The organism is Pseudomonas synxantha BG33R (assembly GCF_000263715.2).
Taxonomy (GTDB): domain Bacteria; phylum Pseudomonadota; class Gammaproteobacteria; order Pseudomonadales; family Pseudomonadaceae; genus Aquipseudomonas; species Aquipseudomonas synxantha_A.
In genome coordinates, this window is the sequence record NZ_CM001514.1 from 972,689 (window position 1) to 992,137 (window position 19,449).

General features: G+C 57.9%; 14 protein-coding genes. 4 read left to right on the plus strand and 10 right to left on the minus strand.

What is annotated here, in order from left to right; all coding sequences use genetic code 11:
• Positions 1 to 176: 176 nt before the first annotated feature.
• The 3 genes from PSEBG33_RS22680 (at position 177) to PSEBG33_RS22670 (ending at position 3,237) form a co-directional block, all read left to right on the plus strand.
• Positions 177 to 1,760 (plus strand): peptide chain release factor 3, encoded by a 1,584-nt coding sequence (locus tag PSEBG33_RS22680; protein WP_005784726.1) that lies wholly within the window; start codon positions 177 to 179, stop codon positions 1,758 to 1,760.
• Positions 1,761 to 2,008: 248 nt separating this feature from the next.
• Positions 2,009 to 2,821: a hypothetical protein gene (locus PSEBG33_RS22675; RefSeq protein WP_005784728.1), complete on the plus strand. Its 813-nt coding sequence runs from the start codon at positions 2,009 to 2,011 to the stop codon at positions 2,819 to 2,821.
• A 176-nt stretch (positions 2,822 to 2,997) separates the two neighbouring features.
• Positions 2,998 to 3,237, plus strand: a complete 240-nt coding sequence (locus tag PSEBG33_RS22670) for a hypothetical protein (RefSeq protein WP_005784730.1) — start codon at positions 2,998 to 3,000, stop codon at positions 3,235 to 3,237.
• Between the two features lie 77 nt (positions 3,238 to 3,314).
• Here the strand turns inward: PSEBG33_RS22670 and PSEBG33_RS22665 are convergent, their stop codons facing one another.
• The gene (locus PSEBG33_RS22665; protein WP_005784732.1) at positions 3,315 to 5,573 is read right to left on the minus strand and encodes a TonB-dependent siderophore receptor; all 2,259 of its coding nucleotides are present in this window, start codon (positions 5,571 to 5,573) and stop codon (positions 3,315 to 3,317) included.
• A gap of 440 nt (positions 5,574 to 6,013) precedes the next feature.
• Between PSEBG33_RS22665 and PSEBG33_RS26855 the strand changes: the two genes are divergently transcribed.
• A complete protein-coding gene (locus tag PSEBG33_RS26855; protein WP_157264113.1) occupies positions 6,014 to 6,454 on the plus strand; it encodes a hypothetical protein in 441 nt (146 codons plus the stop codon).
• Between the two features lie 362 nt (positions 6,455 to 6,816).
• Here the strand turns inward: PSEBG33_RS26855 and PSEBG33_RS22660 are convergent, their stop codons facing one another.
• The 9 genes from PSEBG33_RS22660 to PSEBG33_RS22620 form a co-directional block, all read right to left on the minus strand.
• Positions 6,817 to 7,788 (minus strand): peptide ABC transporter ATP-binding protein, encoded by a 972-nt coding sequence (locus tag PSEBG33_RS22660; RefSeq protein WP_005784734.1) that lies wholly within the window; start codon positions 7,786 to 7,788, stop codon positions 6,817 to 6,819.
• Positions 7,788 to 8,756, minus strand: coding sequence for an ABC transporter ATP-binding protein (locus PSEBG33_RS22655; protein WP_005784736.1), 969 nt, complete (start codon positions 8,754 to 8,756; stop codon positions 7,788 to 7,790). The genes PSEBG33_RS22660 and PSEBG33_RS22655 overlap by 1 nt, the downstream gene beginning before the upstream one ends.
• Positions 8,757 to 8,766: 10 nt before the next feature.
• On the minus strand, positions 8,767 to 9,678 hold the full coding sequence (locus PSEBG33_RS22650; protein WP_005784738.1) for an ABC transporter permease subunit: 912 nt from the start codon (positions 9,676 to 9,678) through the stop codon (positions 8,767 to 8,769).
• Between the two features lie 10 nt (positions 9,679 to 9,688).
• A complete protein-coding gene (locus PSEBG33_RS22645; RefSeq protein ID WP_003171721.1) occupies positions 9,689 to 10,699 on the minus strand; it encodes an ABC transporter permease subunit in 1,011 nt (336 codons plus the stop codon).
• 76 nt (positions 10,700 to 10,775) lie between these two features.
• Positions 10,776 to 12,374 (minus strand): ABC transporter substrate-binding protein, encoded by a 1,599-nt coding sequence (locus tag PSEBG33_RS22640; RefSeq protein ID WP_005784742.1) that lies wholly within the window; start codon positions 12,372 to 12,374, stop codon positions 10,776 to 10,778.
• A gap of 80 nt (positions 12,375 to 12,454) precedes the next feature.
• Positions 12,455 to 13,849 carry an OprD family outer membrane porin gene (locus PSEBG33_RS22635; protein ID WP_005784745.1) on the minus strand — a complete coding sequence of 465 codons (1,395 nt, stop codon included), beginning with the start codon at positions 13,847 to 13,849 and terminating at the stop codon, positions 12,455 to 12,457.
• A 171-nt stretch (positions 13,850 to 14,020) separates the two neighbouring features.
• Positions 14,021 to 15,598: an ABC transporter substrate-binding protein gene (locus tag PSEBG33_RS22630; RefSeq protein WP_420066311.1), complete on the minus strand. Its 1,578-nt coding sequence runs from the start codon at positions 15,596 to 15,598 to the stop codon at positions 14,021 to 14,023.
• Positions 15,599 to 15,930: 332 nt separating this feature from the next.
• Positions 15,931 to 17,559, minus strand: coding sequence for an ABC transporter substrate-binding protein (locus tag PSEBG33_RS22625; protein WP_005784750.1), 1,629 nt, complete (start codon positions 17,557 to 17,559; stop codon positions 15,931 to 15,933).
• Positions 17,560 to 17,817: 258 nt separating this feature from the next.
• Positions 17,818 to 19,419, minus strand: coding sequence for an ABC transporter substrate-binding protein (locus PSEBG33_RS22620; RefSeq protein ID WP_005784751.1), 1,602 nt, complete (start codon positions 19,417 to 19,419; stop codon positions 17,818 to 17,820).
• Positions 19,420 to 19,449: the final 30 nt, after the last annotated feature.

The following is a 19,449-nucleotide window of genomic DNA, read 5'->3' on the forward strand; positions in this document are numbered from 1 at the left end:
TGATATTTCAGCCCCTGTTCCGAGTGCGGTAGCAGGGGAGTGGACGTCTCGACCTTTTAAAAGGTTCCACACTTGGGCGCATTTAGCCACCCCCAATGGGCTCAACGGTGGTCTGTACCCTCGCGTTTGCGCTATACTCGCCGCCCTTTTTTGACTCACCTGCCAGGCGATTTCCCATGACCCACCAGGCCGCCGAAGTCGCGAAACGCCGCACTTTCGCCATTATTTCCCACCCCGATGCCGGTAAAACCACCATCACCGAAAAGCTGTTGCTGATGGGCAAGGCGATCGCGGTAGCCGGCACGGTGAAATCGCGCAAATCCGACCGCCATGCCACCTCCGACTGGATGGAAATGGAAAAACAACGGGGTATTTCCATTACCACGTCGGTCATGCAGTTCCCGTATCGCGACCACATGGTCAACCTGCTCGACACCCCGGGCCACGAAGACTTCTCCGAAGATACCTACCGCACCCTGACGGCGGTGGACTCGGCATTGATGGTCCTCGACGGCGGTAAGGGCGTTGAGCCACGCACCATTGCGCTGATGGACGTTTGCCGCCTGCGTGACACGCCGATCGTCAGCTTCATCAACAAACTCGACCGTGATATCCGCGACCCGATCGAGTTGCTGGATGAAATCGAAGCCGTCCTGAAGATCAAGGCCGCGCCGATTACCTGGCCGATTGGTTGCTACCGCGACTTCAAGGGCGTGTACCACCTGGCCGACGACTACATCATTGTCTACACCGCCGGCCATGGTCACGAACGTACCGAAACCAAGATCATTGAAAAGCTCGACTCGGACGAAGCCCGCGCCCATCTGGGTGACGAGTACGACCGTTTTGTCGACCAACTGGAACTGGTGCAGGGCGCCTGCCACGAATTCAACCAGCAGGAATTCCTCGACGGCCAGTTGACCCCGGTGTTCTTCGGTACCGCCTTGGGCAACTTCGGCGTCGACCACGTGCTCGACGCGGTAGTGGACTGGGCACCGCGCCCGCTGGCGCGTGTCGCCAACGAGCGCACCGTGGAACCGGTTGAAGAGAAATTCACCGGCTTTGTGTTCAAGATCCAGGCGAACATGGACCCCAAGCACCGCGACCGTATCGCCTTCATGCGTATCTGCTCCGGCAAATACGAAAAAGGCATGAAGATGCGCCACGTGCGTACCGGTAAGGACGTGCGCATCGGCGACGCCCTGACGTTCTTCTCCTCCGAGCGTGAACAGCTCGAAGAAGCTTACGCCGGCGACATCATCGGCCTGCACAACCACGGCACCATCCAGATCGGTGACACCTTCACCGAAGGCGAAGCGCTGGGCTTTACCGGTATCCCGCACTTCGCCCCGGAACTGTTCCGCCGCGTGCGCCTGCGCGACCCACTCAAGTCCAAGCAACTGCGCCAAGGTTTGCAGCAATTGGCGGAAGAGGGCGCCACCCAGGTGTTCTTCCCTGAGCGCAGCAACGACATCATCCTCGGCGCCGTCGGTGTACTGCAGTTCGACGTGGTGGCCAGCCGCTTGAAAGAGGAATACAAGGTCGAATGCTCCTACGAGCCGATCACGGTGTATTCCGCACGTTGGATCGAGTGCAGCGACAAAAAGAAGCTAGAGGAATTTTCCAACAAGGCTGTGGAAAACCTCGCGGTCGACGGCGGCGGTCACCTGACCTACCTGGCCCCGACCCGGGTCAACCTGGCGCTGATGGAAGAGCGCTGGCCGGATGTGAAATTCCGCGCAACCCGCGAGCACCACTAAGGTCTGAGCGTTTGAGAGAGGGCGAAGCTGCAATGGCTTCGCCCTTTTTAATCAATGAGATGAGTTGAAAGTTTCCAGGGCTCGCCCCTAAGTTGCTCTCTCCAACCGGCCCATCCCCTGTATGTGTTTTCAGAGGTTTATCGATTTACTGTCAGAAATGACAGTGGTGGGATGTTGCTTGTCAGGCTATAAAACACCGTAGGCTCAGTCATATACGTTGATTGGTTTTATGCAAAGAGGGTGTTGACATGATCAGGCAAGCGAAGGCGGATATAGAAGGGGAGTTAACTGCACGTATTGGTGGGCAGGATGGTTTTAAAGCTGTGGAGTATTCATTTATATCTGATGTGCAAAATTTTGTAGTGGCGGGATTTTCTGAGGACGGCCGAAGTCTTTATTTTTCATTTGGTGATAAAAATATTAAACCCGGCATTCATAAGATTTCTGAACAAAGTAAAATTTCAGTTTGGTATAACGCCGGAGCAGGCTATTCGTGGGTAGCGCTGCAGGACGAAGCCGGAGAGTTGGAAATTAAAGAAATTTCTTTCCCTGAAAATCCTCGAGTGGATTTTACGTTTCACTTTAATGCGAAGCAATTTCAGGGTGATGATACAGTGCTCGTATTCGATGGCGCGGCAACACTGAGAACTGTTGCAGCGTTGGCTACCACCGGAACGTTTAACGCGTATGTTAAAGACGGCCCAAGTTTCAGCGCAGATACGTTGTATTTCTTTTCTGAAGGCTCCGATTTTACTTTCGGTGGGGAGAGCAGCAAAGATGCTCGGCGCGGCGTGTTTTTCTATTTAGACTTTTTCAATATCGAAGAGCGCAGCTACGATATAGCAGAGGGCAATAAAGTCTATGCGTGGTACAACCCTGGCGAAGCGCATGCCAGCTGGCCGGCGACGGAAGGGACGCTGGTTATAAAGTCGTTCTCCCTGGCGGGGCGCGCTTATATAAAGTTCGACTACCAGTTGACGGCCATGGATAGGATAGGAGGAGAGCAGGTCAACATTTCGGGAAGTGCTGAACTCACCGGTTTTTCCCGTAAGGCTCCATAGGCCCAGCCGGCGCCAAAGGAGGACGCTCAGACCCCATATAACAAAGGGCACGACAGTGCCAGGTTCGACGACGACGAACTTGATGCCTGGCGAAAACGTGGGGTCGGGACTAGCGTAAACACTGGCGGCGGTAGACCGCTGCCTTGCGGGATCCTACTGAGTGGAGGGAATCGATCATGAGTATTTTTCAGCGAATCGTGCTGTTGATGAAGGTACTGGTGCTGTTGTCGTTGGGGATGTCGACGGCCTGGGCGCATAACCCGGTGCAGAGCGCGGCGATGGAGCAGAGTGGTAAGAGCATGGACTTGCAGTTAGCCAAGTCTGAAGCCGAACCAGGCGATCAAGGCCAGGGCGGCAGCGAGGGCGACGACGACTCCACCACTGACGACGCGGAGGACGGCGATAGCCAGACTTAGGTCAGCTCACAAGAAAGCGCCTCAAGCAATGCCTTGGAGACGTTCTCCAAGGCATTTTTATTGGTCGCGTATTGCGATCAGAACGACGTTGTTACCGACGCAAAGTAAGCCCGGCCCGGCTCGTTATAGGTCTGTGCACCGGCATCCTCGGCATTGCCTTTGCGCGACAGGCGCTTGTCCAGCAGGTTGTTGATACCGACACGCACGCTCAAGTTTTTGCTGAACTCATAACCACTGCTCAGTCCCATCAGCCCATACGGGTCGACATCCTGCTGGGCGCTGCGGTCATAGCTGTTGGCGCTGCGTGAGTTGAGTGTCGGCGCTTCTTGCTTGCCGTAGTAGGTGCCGCTGACCTGGAAGGACAGCTTGTCGGTGGCTTGCCAGTCCAGCGTGGTGTTGACGGTGTACTTGGGGATGATGCTCAACGGCTCGCCGGTGTCCTTGTCCTTGGAGTCGATCATGTAGGTCAGGTTGGTGTTCCAGTCCAGATCGCTGCGCAGGCTTACGAACAGGTTGCCTTCAACCCCCTGGACCAGGGCGGGCCCGCTGTTTTCCCACTCCAGCACGCGGCGACCATTGCCCAGGCGGAACGCCGCCTCGTTACTGGCATTGATCTTGTTCTTGTAGTCATTACGGAAGTACGTCGCGCTGGTGCGCCAGGTGCCCTTGTCGAAGGCGAGGCCGATTTCCTTGTTGACGCTGATTTCCGGCTTCAGGTCGCGATTACCCACCAGGTAACAACCGCCCATATTCGCTTCGCTGGCATTGCAGCCATTGCCACGGCTGTACAGCAGGTAGTTCGGGTTGGACTGATACAAGTTTGGGGTCTTGTACGCGCGGGCGATACCGCCCTTGAGGCTCAGTTCATCGGTCAACTGGTGCGAGGCGTTGAAGCTGGGGCTCCAGTTGCCGCCGAATTCTTCATGGTCGTCGTAGCGCAGGCCAGGGGTGATGATGGTCTTGCTGCCCAGTTCGATGTTGTCCTCGGCAAACAAGGCATAGCTCGATGCGGTGGTCTTGGTGCTGTTGCGGCTGACGCCGGGGATGGCGGGGACGCCGCCGGTGCCCGGGTCATAAGTTTGCGGGCGCAACGAACCTGGATCGTTCATCGACTCGTAGAGGTATTCGCTGCCCAGGGTCAGTACCTGTTCGGCACCCAAGCTCAGGGGCAGGTTGACCTCGGCAGTGGCCCGGGTGTTACGCAGGCGTGATTCGAAACGCCCGGCGCTGGCCGAAGGCGCGCCCTCGCCGGATCCGGCCAGGCCTTCGTTGAGACGCTCATTGCGGGTCAGGTCGTGGGTCAGCGAGGCCAGGGTCGAGCCCCAGTCAAATTCGCCGCGGTGCGTGGCCGAGAAGCTGCTGCGTTGAATCACGCTGGTTTCCTTGCCCACCAGGCTTTCAACGAATGCGCCACCGCCGTTGAGCATGGTATCGCCGGCGAAAATATTGCCCTGGCGGCTATAGCTGGCTTCCAGGTCGAGGGTTTGCTCGGGGGTGAATTGCCAGCTCAGCAAGCCATTGACGTCTTTATTGCGCACGCCCTCGCGGCCAGCGACCAAAGAATCAGGCGTCGCTTGAGCTGCGCGGTTGATGTCGGCGTCATCCGCGTCGGTCTTGTTCAGTCCGCCATAGACACGGAATGCGAGACTGTCGGTCAGCGGGCCGCTGAGGTTGAAGTTGGTACGTTTGCTTGCGCCTTCGGCGTCATTTTCGGGGAAGGCGGTGTAGGCGGTCAGCGAACCGTGCAATTGGTCGGTCGGGCGTTTGGTGATGATGTTGATCACCCCGCCCATGGCCCCGGAGCCATAACGAGCGGCGGCCGGGCCGCGCAGGATTTCAATGCGCTCGACTTCTTCGGCCGGCACCCAGTTGGTTTCGCCACGGGTATCACGGTCACCGCTCCAGCCATAACGCACGGCGTTGCGTGAGGTGGAGGGTTTGCCATCGATCAGGATCAGGGTGTTTTCCGGGCCCATGCCGCGCAGGTCGATCTGACGGTTATTACCGCGGCTGCCGCTGGAACTGTTGCCGGTCAGATTGACGCCTGGCTCGCGGCGGATGATCTCCGACAGGTCGTTGCTGGGCGGGCGTTTCTTGATGTCCTCGGCGGTGATGATCGACACGCCGGGTGCTTGCTTGAGTTCTTCGGCAGCGGTGCCCAGCACGCGCGTCTCGCCCAGCACCAAGGCCTGGGGCGTGCCATCTACAGGCAGGTCTGTCGCTTCGATTGGCACTTTATCGCGTTCTTTCTCCATACCCTCCGCCAGCAGCGCGGGGGACGAAAGGGTAGCGATAAACGCCAGCGAGAGATGGCTGAGCCTGAAGTGAGACGACATATCCACAAAGTCCTTTAGGAGGGGCGATTGAACGAGATGCGTCTGAATTGCGTTTGTTTGGGGTCAGCATCCAGCGCTCTCTTGGTGCTCAAATGATATTGATTATCAAACAAAAGTAAATTGCATTTACAATCTATACACTTCGAAATGGCTCTGGCTCAAGGCCCTCATGGGCAGGAGCGGAGGACTGCGGACTCTTCCCTGTGTGTTTTGTTAAAAAGCCATACGCTTGAGATACGCTGTCCCGCGCAAAAACGAAAAATCCCCCCGACAAGACCGATGCGCATGCCTGAGTCTGGATCAACAGCAGTGTTAACAGGATGTTGAATGCGTAATGCACTCACGTGGTGAAACTTCACCGGGGGCGCCGATTGTCAACTGTTGAGTCTGACAGTTGACGTCTGGGTAGAGGCCTCCTACTTTCAAATCAAGGACGGCATTTGATCCGTCTGGAAGGTGGAGATAAGGTAATGTCAGAGATTAAGGATATGGAAAGTTTTTTGCGTAATGCCACAGGCGAATTCATATATACCGGTCATAATGGTACTTACGTAGACCCTCGTTATAAATTTGCGTATTTTGGTTCGGAGAGTGACCCGTATGCTGTTTTTGTCGGTCGCGATACAAGTACGGGTCAATACGCAACAGGTGTACATATCATTTTTATGAAACGCTTGGATTTTGCGGACTTTGACGTGCCTGTTAGCCCCGAGGTGTCTGCCGGGTTTGACTCGAGAGGGGTTGCATTGGAGACTGTCTCCGGAAGGATAAGTGGGATGTTTAGTAATTCGAGGAAAAAAGCTGTGATTGCTTTTGACTTTATTACGAGACAAGGAACCAACAGTTGGACAGTAAAGGGGTATCTTAGACTGTCGGCATAATCTGTTTCTGTGGTGAGTGCGACATAGCGTTTAAGTTGCTGTGCCGTGCCGTGCCGTGCTGTGCTGTGCTGAGCGTTGGCGTAGTTAAGGTCATGGCGTCTCAATAGTGAGGCGGAAACTATAAAGAGAGTGAAGCTTTCAAGGCGTTGTTTCGTTTGTGATGGGCTAATAAAAATAATGCGCTAAATAAGTGTGTTAAAAAAAAGCAGTATTTAATTGCCCGGATGAGCCACACTGGGTTTGCGCGAAAATAAAGCCCCTCCGGCCAGACTGATGCGCAATCTGGCGGGAAGGGCGGTAGAACTCGATATCACGTGCCCATTGGGAGCAAGCCTGCTCCCACAGAGGGGAACAGTGTTGCTTCAGGCCACGAATTGCTCCGCATAGTGGCAAGCCACCTGCCGATTATCCAATGGTCGCAACAGCGGCTCTTCGCTGCTGCATCGCTCGGTCGCATACGGGCAGCGCTTGTGGAATGCGCAGCCAGGTGGCGGGTTCAGCGGGTTGGGCAGTTCGCCAACGATCTTGATCTTCGGCTTGTTCGGGTCCGGGTGAATGGTCGGGGTGGCCGACAGCAGCGCCTGGGTGTAAGGGTGCAGCGGGCGGGCGTAGATGTCTTCCTTGGGGCCTACTTCCACCGGGCGGCCGAGGTACATCACCATCACATCGTCGGCAACGTGTTGCACCACCGCCAGGTTGTGGGAGATGAACACGTAGGCGGTGTTGAATTCCTGCTGCAAATCCATGAACAGGTTGAGCACCTGGGCCTGGATCGACACGTCCAGCGCCGAGGTCGGTTCGTCCGCCACCAACACTTTGGGTTGCAGCATCATCGCCCTGGCCAGTGCGATACGTTGGCGCTGACCACCGGAGAACATGTGCGGGTAGCGCTGATAATGCTCAGGGCGCAGGCCCACTTGCTTCATCATCGCCTGGACTTTTTCGCGGCGCTCGGCGGCGGACAGGTTGGTGTTGATCAGCAACGGCTCCGCCAGTTGATCACCGACTTTCTGGCGTGGGTTCAACGACGCATACGGGCTTTGGAACACCATCTGCACGTCTTTACGCAATTGCTTGCGCTGGGCCTTGTCGGCACCGGCCACTTCCTGGCCGGCGATTTTCAACGAGCCCGAAGACGGCTCTTCAATCAGCGTGAGGGCACGGGCCAGGGTGGATTTGCCGCAACCCGACTCGCCCACCACCGCGAGGGTCTTGCCGGCTTCCAGCTCAAAGGACACGCCATTGAGAGCACGCACGGTGGCGTGGCCCTTGAACAGGCCACGGGACACTTCATAGTGACGGGTGAGGTCGCGGGCGGTAAGTACGACGGCCATTACGCCACCTCCTGGTTCAGCGGGTAGAAGCAGCGGGCGAGGCTGTTGCTTTTCGGGTCAAGGCTTGGACGCTGGGCGCGGCAGGAGTCCTGCACATACGGGCAGCGCGGTGACAGCAAGCAGCCCTGCGGACGGTCATAGCGGCCGGGAACGATGCCCGGCAGCGTGGCCAGGCGCGTGGCGCCGAGGCTGTGCTCGGGAATCGCCTTGAGCAACGCTTCGCTGTACGGGTGCGCCGGGATGTCGAACAGTTGCGGCACCTGGCCGACTTCCACCGCTTGGCCTGCGTACATCACGCACACGCGCTGGGCAGTTTCAGCCACCACCGCGAGGTCGTGAGTGATCAGCACCAGGCCCATGTTCTGTTCTTTTTGCAGCGCCAGCAGCAGCTCCATGATCTGCGCCTGGATGGTCACGTCCAGCGCAGTGGTCGGCTCATCGGCGATCAGCAGTTTGGGCTCGCCGGCAATTGCCATGGCGATTGCAACACGCTGGCTCATACCGCCAGACAATTGGTGCGGGTAGGCGTCCATGCGGCTGGCGGCGCCTGGGATTTCGACTTTTTCCAGCAGCTCGATCGCACGCTTGCGCGCTTGCTTGCCGGACATTTTCAAATGCAGGCGCAGCACTTCTTCGATCTGGAAACCCACGGTGTAGCTGGGGTTCAGCGCGGTCATCGGGTCCTGGAACACCATCGCCAGGTCTTTGCCGACGATCTGGCGGCGCTGGCGGTTGCTCAGCTTGAGCATGTCCTTGCCGTCGAAGTTCAGCGCATCGGCGGTAACGATGCCGGGATGCTCGATCAGGCCCATCAGCGCCATCATGGTCACGGATTTACCCGAGCCCGACTCGCCAACGATCGCCAGTACTTCGCCTTTGTCGACGGAAATGTCTAGGCCATCGACCACCGGTACGGCGGTCTTGTCGCCGAAGCGGACGTTGAGATTCTTGATTTCTAACAGTGACATGGGAATCTCCTCAGGCGGCGTTCTTGAGTTTCGGGTCCAGCGCATCGCGCAGGCCGTCACCCATCAAGTTGATTGCCAGCACGCTGAGCAAAATGGTCAAGCCAGGCAGGCTCACGACCCACCAGGCGCGTTCGATGTAGTCACGGGCCGAAGCCAGCATGGTGCCCCACTCAGGGGTTGGCGGTTGTACGCCAAGGCCGAGGAAGCCCAGGGCCGCGGCATCGAGAATCGCCGAGGAAAAGCTCAAGGTCGCTTGTACGATCAGCGGTGCCATGCAGTTAGGCAGCACGGTGATGAACATCAGGCGTGGCAGGCCGGCACCCGCGAGGCGGGCGGCGGTCACGTAGTCGCGGTTCAGTTCGCCCATTACCGCCGCGCGGGTCAGACGCACGTAGGACGGCAACGACACGATAGCGATGGCGATCACGGTGTTGATCAGGCCAGGGCCGAGGATGGCGACAATCGCCACGGCCAGCAGCAGCGATGGCAGGGCCAGCATGATGTCCATCAAGCGCATGATGGTTGGGCCGAGCAAGCGCGGGAAGAACCCGGCGAAAAGGCCCAGCAGGATGCCTGGGATCAGCGACATCACTACTGATGACAAGCCGATCAGCAACGACAGGCGCGAACCCTGGATCAGGCGCGAGAGCAAGTCACGCCCCAGTTCGTCGGTGCCGAGCAGGAACTGCATCTGCCCGCCCTCCAGCCACGCCGGTGGGGTCAGCAGGAAGTCGCGGTATTGCTCGCTGGGGTTATGCGGGGCAACCCAGGGAGCGAAGATCGCGCAGAACACGATCAGCAACATGAACAGCAGGCCGGCAACCGCGCCTTTGTTCTTGGAGAAGGCTTGCCAGAATTCTTTATACGGGGACGGGTACAGCAGGCTCTGATCGACTGCTGACACTGGAGTAGAGGTAGTCATGGTCATGATCTCAGCGCTGGTGACGGATGCGTGGGTTGGCGAAGCCGTAGAGGATATCCACCACGAAGTTCACCAGGATCACCAGGCAGGCGATCAGCAGAATGCCGTTTTGCACCACCGGGTAGTCCCGCGCGCCAATGGCTTCGATCAGCCATTTGCCGATGCCGGGCCACGAGAAGATGGTTTCGGTCAGTACCGCACCGGCCAGCAGCGTGCCGACTTGCAGTCCGACCACGGTCAGTACCGGGATCAGCGCGTTACGCAGGCCGTGAACGAATACCACGCGCGCCGGCGACAGGCCCTTGGCCTTGGCGGTGCGGATGTAGTCCTCGCGCAGTACTTCAAGCATCGAGGAGCGGGTCATCCGTGCGATCACAGCCAGCGGGATGGTACCCAGCACGATAGCCGGCAGGATCAGGTGGTGCAGGGCGTCCCAGAACGCGTCCGGCTCGTCGGCCAGCAGGGTGTCGATGAGCATGAAACCGGTGCGCGGCTCGATGTCGTAGAGCAGGTCGATACGCCCGGAAACCGGGGTCCAGCCCAGGCTTACCGAGAAGAACATGATCAGGATCAGGCCCCACCAGAAGATCGGCATCGAATAGCCCGCCAGGGAGATGCCCATCACCCCATGGTCGAACAGGGATCCTCGTTTGAGTGCCGCGATCACCCCGGCCAACAGGCCCAGGATACCGGCGAACAACAGGGCGGCCATGGACAGTTCCAGGGTCGCGGGGAAGAGGGCGGTGAACTCGGTCCACACGCTGGTGCGGGTGCGCAGCGATTCGCCAAGGTCGCCCTGGGCGAGCTTGCCGACGTAATCCAGGTATTGCGCATACAGCGGCTTGTTAAGGCCAAGGCGCTCCATTGCCTGGGCGTGCATTTCGGGGTCAACCCGCCGCTCGCCCATCATGACTTCTACGGGGTCGCCTGGAATCATGCGAATCAACGCAAAAGTCAGCAACGTGATGCCGAAGAACGTGGGGATCAATAACCCCAATCGGCGGGCAATAAAACTAAACATCTTGGTGTGTACCTCAATCAGCCGGTTAGGCAGGTTCGGCACCGTCAATGTCGACGGTGCCGAGCGTTTTTCTTATTTACTTCACCTGGGTGGTGGCGAAGTTATTTGTACCCAGAGGGCTTTGGGTGAAGCCCTCTACGTTCTTGCGCAGGGCGGTGAACAGTTTCGGGTAAGCCATGGGAAGCCAGGGTTGGTCTTTCTCGAACACATCCTGTGCTTGTTCATAGAGCGCGGCCCGTTCGGCCGGTTCCGCGACTGCACGGGCTTTGTCGATCAAGTCCTGAAACTCTTTGTTACACCAGCGGGCGTAGTTTTCGCCGTTTTTGGCTGCATCGCAACTCAGGTTTGGCGTCAGGAAGTTATCCGGGTCGCCGTTATCACCGACCCAGCCCGCCGAAACCATGTCGTGCTCGCCGTTTTTGGCACGCTTGAGCATCTCGCCCCATTCCATGACCTTGATATTGATCTTCAAGCCAATCTGGGCCAGGTCTGCTTGCATACGCTGGGCGCCGAGCATCGGGTTGGGGTTGGTCGGGCCGCCGCCGTTACGGGTGAACAGGGTGAATTCGGTGCCTTCCGGCACGCCGGCTTCCTTGAGCAGGGCACGGGCCTTGTCCAGGTCGCGCGCTGGGTTTTTCAGCTTTTCACTGAAACCCAGCAATGTCGGTGGATAAGGGCCGGTGCCCACGACTGCATTGCCTTTGCCGAACAGCGCTTCGGTATAGCCGGTCTTGTCGAACGCGATATTGATTGCATGACGTACCCGCGCATCGCTCATGTATTTGCGGGTGGTGTTCAATGCGGTATAGCTGGTGGTCATCGCCGCCAGTTCATCGACTTTCAGGTTCGGGTCTTTCTTGATGCTTGGGATGTCGTCCGGCTTGGGGAACAATGCGATCTGACATTCGTTGGCCTTGAGCTTCTGCAGGCGCACGTTGTTATCGACGGTGATTGCCAGAATCAGCGGATCGACCGCCGGCTTGCCGCGGAAGTAGTCGGGGTTGGCCTTGAAGCGTGCCTGGGCGTCTTTCTGATAACGGGTGAAGATGAACGGGCCAGTGCCGATGGGCTTGGCATTGAGGTCTTCGGTCTTGCCGGATTTGAGCAACTGGTCGGCGTATTCCTTCGAATGGATTGAAGAGAATGCCATGCCCAGGTCAGCCAGGAACGGAGCTTCAGGACGGGTCAGGGTAAAGACGACGGTATGATCGTCGATCTTCTCTACGCTCTTGAGCAGTTCCTTGAACCCCATGCTTTCGAAGTACGGGTAGCCCACGAGGGACTTTTTATGCCAAGGGTGATTCGGGTCCAGCTGGCGCTGGAAGCTCCAAAGCACGTCGTCGGCGTTCAGGTTGCGCGTGGGTTTGAAATAGTCGGTGGTGTGGAACTTGATATCGTCACGCAGGTGGAAGGTGTAGGTCAGGCCATCGGCACTGATTTCCGGCAGGTCTTTAGCCAGCGCAGGGACCACCTCGGTAGTACCGGGCTTGAAGTCCACCAGACGGTTGAACATGGTTTCAGCGGCGGCATCGGCGGTCACGGCGGTGGTGTACAGGACCGGGTCGAAACCTTCCGGGCTGGCTTCGGTGCACACCACCAGCGGTTTGGCCGAAACGCCGATCGCCACGCTCAACAGCGCGGCAGCCATGGCGGCTTGTAGCGGGAGCATTTTCATTCAGAGCCCTCTGCAATCGATGGAACCAGAAAAGCGTAGACGGCGAGCTCGTCCTGAGCCCGCCGTCTGCCTGGCGCTAATTAAAGGATGTTGAATGGGATGGTGGTGACCAGACGGAACTCTTTGATGCTGCCGTCGGATTGGAACTCGCTGCCACGGTGTTCAACGTAGGTGGCACGAATCGCGGTGGCCTTGAGCGGGCCGCTCTGGACCGCGTAGGAAGCGCCGATACCGTATTCCTGGTGCTTCTCGCCGTCCTGGGACTGGATGCCGTCGTAGGCGAACTTGGCCCGACCACCGTTGCCGGTGTAGTGGGTGCCGTCGATATCCCAGCCGCGCGCCGAGTAGGCGTTGAACTTCAGGCCCGGCACGCCGTATTCGGCCATGTTGATGGCGTAGGCGATCTGGAAGGACTTCTCGTTCGGGCCGTTGAAGTCCGAGGTCAGGGAGTTGGCCAGGTAGATGCCGTTGGTCTCGTGCAGGTAGTCGAAGTACTCGTTACCGTTCACTTGCTGGTAAGCGAAGGTCAGGCTATGCGCCTGGTGAGTCAGGCCCAGGGAAAGGGAGAAGGTATCGTTGTCGATTTCCCCCATCTCTTTTTTGCCTTCATCGACGGTTTTGTAGTAGTTGAAACCGGTGGTCAGGCCCAACTGCTGCGCGTCGCCCAGCTCGTGGGTGGCGCCGAAGTAGTACTGGTTCCAGAAGTCTTTCACGTTGGCGGCGAAGAAGCTGGTTTTCAGGCTTTTGAGCGGCTGGTAGTTCGCGCCCAGGGTATAGACTTTATCGGTTTCCGCGCCATTGCCGTATTCGGTACGGAATTTCGACAGGCTCTGTTCGCTACGTGGCGAAACGCGGTCAAACACGCCGCCCTGGAACGACAGGTTGCTGAACTCTTCGCTGTTGAAGCTCACACCCTGGAAGCTAGAAGGCAAGGCACGGTTGCCGATGGTGTCGACGATGCCGCTGCTGAAGTTCTGGCGACCGGCGGTCAAGGTGGTGTTGGACACGCGGAACTGTACGTTGGCCAGGCCCAGTTTGCTCCACTGGTCTACGGCGTCACCATTGGAGTCCGCCAGGGTACGGTTGGAGCCGCCCTTGATATCACGCTTGCTGCGGTCCAGTACCAGAGCGTTGTAAACCGCCACTTCGGTCTTGACGCCGACAGTGCCCTGGGTGAAACCCGAGCTGGCGTTGAGGATGGTGCCCTGTACCCAGTTGGTACGGTTACGGTCGGTCAGGGTCTGGCCATGCTTCTGGTACGCGAAGGTGCCCCCACGGTATTTGCTTTCATGGGAGTACCAGTTACGTGTGGTGCCGCCAAGGCTGAAGTCTTCAACGAAGCCTTTAGCCTCGCTTTGGGCGCTGGTGCCGGCCAAGGTGGTAGGAACGAAGTCCTGGCTTTGCGTTTCAGCATAGGCGGTTGCCGTGATGCTGCTGATGGCCAAGGCCAGAAGCGCTTTGCTGCTCAGTTTCATGGGTGAAGCTCCTTTGGTTCTCTTTTTTAATGCCGGTCTTTTTAGGTGAACCGGCTATTGGGTGTGGAACTCGTTCAAGCCTGTGCAAACGTTTGGCGTAGGAATTTTCCCAACAAAAGCCTGCGCGTTTGCCGGGAAGCGAACTTCGCTCCCCGTAATCCGGTTATTTTCTTATGGGGTAATGCTGACGCCCGAGAACACGTTGCGGCCGAAGGGGCTCACCTTGAAACCTTCGACTTTGGCGCTTAACGGCTGGTTGACCGTCGAGTGGGCGACTGGCGTGATCGGCACCTGCTGCTTGAGCAGTTGCTGCGCCTGTTTGTATAGAACAGTCCTTTGTTCGCGGTCGGTCACGACCTTGGCTTGCTTGATCAGCTTGTCGTACGCCGGGTCACACCACATGGAGTAGTTGTTCCCGCCGATGGCGTCGCAGCTGTAGAGGGTGCCCAACCAGTTGTCCGGATCACCGTTGTCGCCAGTCCAGCCAATCAGGCTGACATCGTGCTCACCGTTCTTGGTGCGCTTGATGTACTCGCCCCATTCGTAGCTGACGATTTTGACTTTCAGGCCGATCTTGGCCCAATCGTTCTGCAGCATCTCGGCCATCAGTTTGGCGTTGGGGTTGTACGGGCGCTGCACCGGCATCGCCCACAGGGTGATCTCGGTGCCTTCCTTGACGCCGGCGGCCTTGAGCAGCTCCTTGGCTTTTTCCGGGTTGTAGGCGGCGTCCTTGATGCTGTCATCGTAAGACCACTGCGTCGGTGGCATACCGTTGACCGCCAGTTGCCCGGCGCCCTGGTACACAGCGTTGAGGATGCTCTGCTTGTTCACCGCCATGTCCAGCGCCTGGCGCACTTCAAGCTGGTCGAACGGCTTGTGGCGCACGTTGTAGGCGATGTAGCCGAGGTTGAAGCCAGGCTTGGTCAGCAGTTGCAGGTTCGGGTCGGCCTTCAGTGCGTCTACATCGGCGGGGCGCGGATGCAGGGTGACCTGGCATTCGCCGGCCTTGAGCTTCTGCACCCGTACCGAGGCGTCGGTGTTGATGGCGAAGATCAGTTGGTCAAGTTTGACCCGGCTCGGGTCCCAATACTGTTTGTTGCCCACGTAACGGATCTGCGAGTCTTTCTGGTAACGCTGGAACACAAATGGGCCAGTGCCGATCGGCTTCTGGTTGATGTCGCTGGGCTTGCCTTGCTTGAGCAACTGCTCGGCGTATTCGGCGGACAGGATCGCAGCGAAACTCATGGCGATGTTCTGCACGAACGCGGCGTCGACCGTGTTCAAGGTCATCACCACGGTATGCAGGTCGGTTTTTTCGACCTTGGCGATATTCTTGTTCAGGCTCATCCCGTTGAAGTACGGAAACTCGGTAGGGTAGGCCTTGCGGAACGGATGCTCGGGGTCAAGCATGCGGTTGAAGGTGAACAGCACGTCGTCGGCGTTGAAGTCGCGCGTCGGCTTGAACTCCTTGTTGCTGTGGAACTTCACCCCTTCACGCAGGTGGAAGGTGTAGGTCAGGCCATCTGGCGAAATATCCCATTTGGTCGCCAGCCCAGGTACTACGTCGGTCGCGCCTTTTTCGAATTCAACCAGGCGATTGTACAAAGGCTCTGCCGCATCGTTGTCGGTGGCCGTGGTGTATTGCGCAGTGTCAAACCCTGCCGGGCTGCCTTCGGAGCAGAACACCAGGCTCTTCTTTTCGGCGGCCTGGCCCATCGTGGCCACGGCCAGCAGGCTGGTGGCAAACATCGCGGATAGAACAGTGGTATGGCGCATGACGATCCCGATCCTTGTTTGTAGTTATCAACAGCGAACCATCCCGCTGGCCACAGCCAGGGAGACATCACTGATCCCACGCACAGCAAGTGCCATTTCCCAGAGTGATGCCTCTGCTGTCCTACGACGTTATGGGACGTGGACCTTGCAGTAAATGCGCCAATTCTGACTGGACTTGTAGGTAACGGAGACATAAGGCGCAGTTCGTTGCTGTAGGACGGCAACGCTTGCAAATGTGGTCTGTTTCCTACGGCCCTGGCGGATGGAATAACGGCGACGTTGTGAAACGTCGCCGTTATTGATCCTTACTTGCCGCTTACGCTAACGCCGTAGAAGGAGTTCAAGCCAAATGGGCTGATCTTGAAGTCCTGTACGGTATTACGCATGGGTTGATACACCGTCGAGTGCGCGATAGGTGTCATCGGGACTGCATCTTTGAGGATATGTTGCGCCTGCTTGTACAGCTCGGTGCGTTTGGCGACATCCGATGTGGCCTTGGCTTCTTTCACGATGCCGTCGAATTTCTTGTCACACCACTTGGAGAAGTTGTTGCCCGACAGCGAGTCGCAGCCGAACAGCACGTTCAGCCAGTTGTCCGGGTCACCATTGTCGCCGCTCCAGCCAATGATCATGGCCTGGTTCTCGCCGCCTTTGGAACGCTTGATGTACTCGCCCCATTCGTAGCTGGTGATCTTGACCTTCAGACCGATCTTGGACCAGTCGTTCTGCAGCATCTCGGCCATCAGCTTGGCGTTCGGGTTGTACGGACGCTGAACCGGCATGGCCCACAGGACGATTTCGGTACCTTCCTTGACGCCGGCTTCCTTGAGCAGCGCCTTGGCTTTTTCAGGGTCGTACTTGGCGTCCTTGATGCTGGTGTCGTAGGACCATTGGGTCGGCGGCATGGCGTTGACGGCCAACTGACCGGCGCCCTGGTACACGGAGTCAATGATCTGCTGCTTGTTCACCGCCATGTCCAGCGCCTGGCGTACGCGCAGGTCAGCCAGCGGGTTAGGCTGGTCGCTGCCCTTGACCTTGTCCATCACGTTGTAGGCCACATAGCCCAGGTTGAAACCGGCCTGGTGCGGCAGTTTCAGGTCTTTGTCTTCGCCCAGCGCCTTGAGGTCGGCCGGACGTGGGAACAGAGTGATCTGGCATTCGTTTTTCTTGAGCTTCTGGATACGCACCGACGGGTCGGTGGTGATAGCGAAGATCAGGTTGTCGATCTTCACGTCTTCAGGTTTCCAGTAGTCCTTGTTGCCGGTGTAACGAATGTTCGAGTCTTTCTGGTAGCTCTTGAACACGAACGGGCCAGTGCCGACCGGCTTCTGGTTGATGTCGGCGGGTTTGCCTTCCTTCAACAATTGCGCGGCATATTCAGCGGACTGGATCGACGCGAAGCTCATGGCCAGGTTCTGGATGAAAGCCGCGTCCACGGTGCCAAGGGTGAACTTGACGGTGTGGTCGTCGACTTTCTCGATGTTCTTGATGTTGGTGTCCATCCCCATGTCCGTGAAGTACGGGAACTCAGTGGGGTAGGCCTTACGGAACGGATCGTCTTTGTTGATCATCCGGTTGAAGGTGAACAGTACGTCGTCGGCCGAGAATTCACGAGTAGGCTTGAAGTACGGGGTGGTGTGGAACTTGACGCCTTCGCGCAGGTGGAAGGTATACGTCAGGCCGTCCGGGGACACGTCCCAGCTGGTGGCCAGGCCAGGAACGACAGCGGTGCCGCCACGCTCGAACTGGCTCAGACGGTTGAACATGGTTTCGGCCGAGGCATCGAAGTCTGTTCCGGTGGTGTACTGGCCTGGGTCGAAACCGGCCGGGCTCCCTTCGGAGCAGAACACCAGGTTAGTTGCCGCCAGGGCTACGGGGGCTGCGGCCATCAGGCCGGCGCTCACTAATAACGGAAGGACTGCGTGTTTAAGCATGTTGGCCTCATGATTTGTTGTCATTTTTGGTGGTGAGGGCGACCTCGTGAGTCGGCCTGCGGATACTTATGCAGGCGCCATACCCAATGCAAGATGCTGAACGGTTACGAGCGGCAAACAGTGGTACGAACGTACAGGAATGTCGCAATTATGAAAGTTTTGCCATAAAAGCGTCGATTTGATGGTTTTTTTCGGTGCAATGTGCGCACCAAAAAAGCCCAGCCGAGGCGTCTAGCGCACTCGGTTGGGGCGTCGATGTTACTTATCTAGACTCACACCGTAGAAGGGCGTCAGTCCAAACGGGCTGATCTTGAAGTCGCGCACTTCCTTGCGCAGGGGCTGGAAAACCGTCGAGTTTGCAATAGGCGTTATAGGTACCTGTTCCTTAAGGATTTTCTGCGCCTGTTGATACCACTTGATACGCTGCTCGCGATCATTGCTGACCTTAGCTTGCTGCACCAGCTTGTCGTAGGCCGGGTTACACCATTTGGCATAGTTGCTGCCCTTGACTGCGGCACAACTGTAGAGCACGCCGAGCCAGTTGTCCGGGTCGCCGTTGTCGCCGGTCCAGCCGTAAATCATTGCGTCGTGTTCGCCATTTTTAGCGCGTTTGATGTACTCGCCCCACTCATAGCTGACGATGTTGGCTTTAATGCCGACCTTGGCCCAATCCTGTTGGATCATTTGTGCGGACATCCGCGCATTGGGGTTGGAGGCGCGTTGTACGGTCATCGCCCACAGATTGATGGTGGTACCTGGTGCAACCCCTGCTTCTTTTAGTAGCAACCGGGCTTTGGTCGGATCGTAGGGGGCATCCTTGATGCCGGGGTCATAAGACCACTGCGCCGGCGGTAACGCGTTCTGCGCCAATTGTCCGGCGCTCTGGTATACGGCCTTGATGATTGCCGGCTTGTCGATCGCCATGTCCAGCGCCTGGCGCACCTTGAGTTGGTCCAGCGGCGGGTGAGTCACGTTGTAGGCCAGGAAGCCCAGATTGAAACCCGCTTGTTGCAGCACGCGCAGATTGGGATCTTGCTTCATCACGTCGATATCGGCAGGACGTGGGTAACCGCTGACCTGGCATTCACCGGCCTTTAGTTTTTGCAGGCGCGCGGCGGCGTCCGGGGTGATCGCAAATACCAGGTTATCGAGCTTTACGTCCTCGGGCTTCCAGTACTGTGTGTTGGCCACATACCGGATCTGCGCGTCTTTCTGGTAACGCTTGAACACAAACGGCCCGGTGCCGATGGGCTTCTGATTGATCTGCTCGGCCTTGCCTTCTTTCAACAGCTGGGCGGCATATTCGGCCGATTGCACCGAGGCGAAACTCATCGCCAGGTTCTGTACGAATGAAGCATCGACATTGTTCAGGTTGAAACGCACGGTGTGTTCGTCGAGTTTGTCGACGCTCTTGATCGTGGCGTTCAAGCCCATGTCAGTGAAGTAGGGCGATTCGGAGGGGTAGGCCTTGCGAAACGGGCTGTCGGCATCGAGCAAGCGATTGAAGGTGAACAACACATCATCGGCGTTGAAGTCACGGGTCGGGGTGAAGAAGTCGGTGGTGTGGAACTTGACGCCATCGCGCAGGTGGAAGGTATACGTCAGGCCGTCCTTGGATACATCCCAGCTCGTGGCCAGACCCGGTTCTACCTCGGTGCCACCGCGCTTGAATTGGGTCAGGCGGTTGAACACGGTTTCGGCGGACGCGTCAAAATCGGTGCCGCTGGTGTACTGGCTGGGATCGAAGCCGGCGGGGCTGGCTTCGGAGCAGTAGACCAGGGTGGTTGCGGCCTGGGCCATCGGCATAACAGCCAGTAGGCTTGCGGCGAGGAGCAGTGGCTTGACGGCGATTCTTTCCATGGAGACCCCTGAAATGGCAGGCAGACCAAA

Excerpts from the sequence above, each read along its gene's own strand:
- PSEBG33_RS22635 (WP_005784745.1), bottom strand. The coding sequence starts at position 13,849 with ATGAAACTGAGCAGCAAAGCGCTTCTGGCCTTGGCCATCAGCAGCATC.
- PSEBG33_RS22640 (WP_005784742.1), bottom strand. The coding sequence starts at position 12,374 with ATGAAAATGCTCCCGCTACAAGCCGCCATGGCTGCCGCGCTGTTGAGC.
- PSEBG33_RS22660 (WP_005784734.1), bottom strand. The coding sequence starts at position 7,788 with ATGGCCGTCGTACTTACCGCCCGCGACCTCACCCGTCACTATGAAGTG.
- PSEBG33_RS22645 (WP_003171721.1), bottom strand. The coding sequence starts at position 10,699 with ATGTTTAGTTTTATTGCCCGCCGATTGGGGTTATTGATCCCCACGTTC.
- PSEBG33_RS22630 (WP_420066311.1), bottom strand. The coding sequence starts at position 15,598 with ATGTTTGCCACCAGCCTGCTGGCCGTGGCCACGATGGGCCAGGCCGCC.
- PSEBG33_RS22650 (WP_005784738.1), bottom strand. The coding sequence starts at position 9,678 with ATGACTACCTCTACTCCAGTGTCAGCAGTCGATCAGAGCCTGCTGTAC.
- PSEBG33_RS22665 (WP_005784732.1), bottom strand. The coding sequence starts at position 5,573 with ATGTCGTCTCACTTCAGGCTCAGCCATCTCTCGCTGGCGTTTATCGCT.
- PSEBG33_RS22620 (WP_005784751.1), bottom strand. The coding sequence starts at position 19,419 with ATGGAAAGAATCGCCGTCAAGCCACTGCTCCTCGCCGCAAGCCTACTG.
- PSEBG33_RS22680 (WP_005784726.1), top strand. The coding sequence starts at position 177 with ATGACCCACCAGGCCGCCGAAGTCGCGAAACGCCGCACTTTCGCCATT.
- PSEBG33_RS22670 (WP_005784730.1), top strand. The coding sequence starts at position 2,998 with ATGAGTATTTTTCAGCGAATCGTGCTGTTGATGAAGGTACTGGTGCTG.
- PSEBG33_RS22675 (WP_005784728.1), top strand. The coding sequence starts at position 2,009 with ATGATCAGGCAAGCGAAGGCGGATATAGAAGGGGAGTTAACTGCACGT.
- PSEBG33_RS22625 (WP_005784750.1), bottom strand. The coding sequence starts at position 17,559 with ATGCTTAAACACGCAGTCCTTCCGTTATTAGTGAGCGCCGGCCTGATG.
- PSEBG33_RS22655 (WP_005784736.1), bottom strand. The coding sequence starts at position 8,756 with ATGTCACTGTTAGAAATCAAGAATCTCAACGTCCGCTTCGGCGACAAG.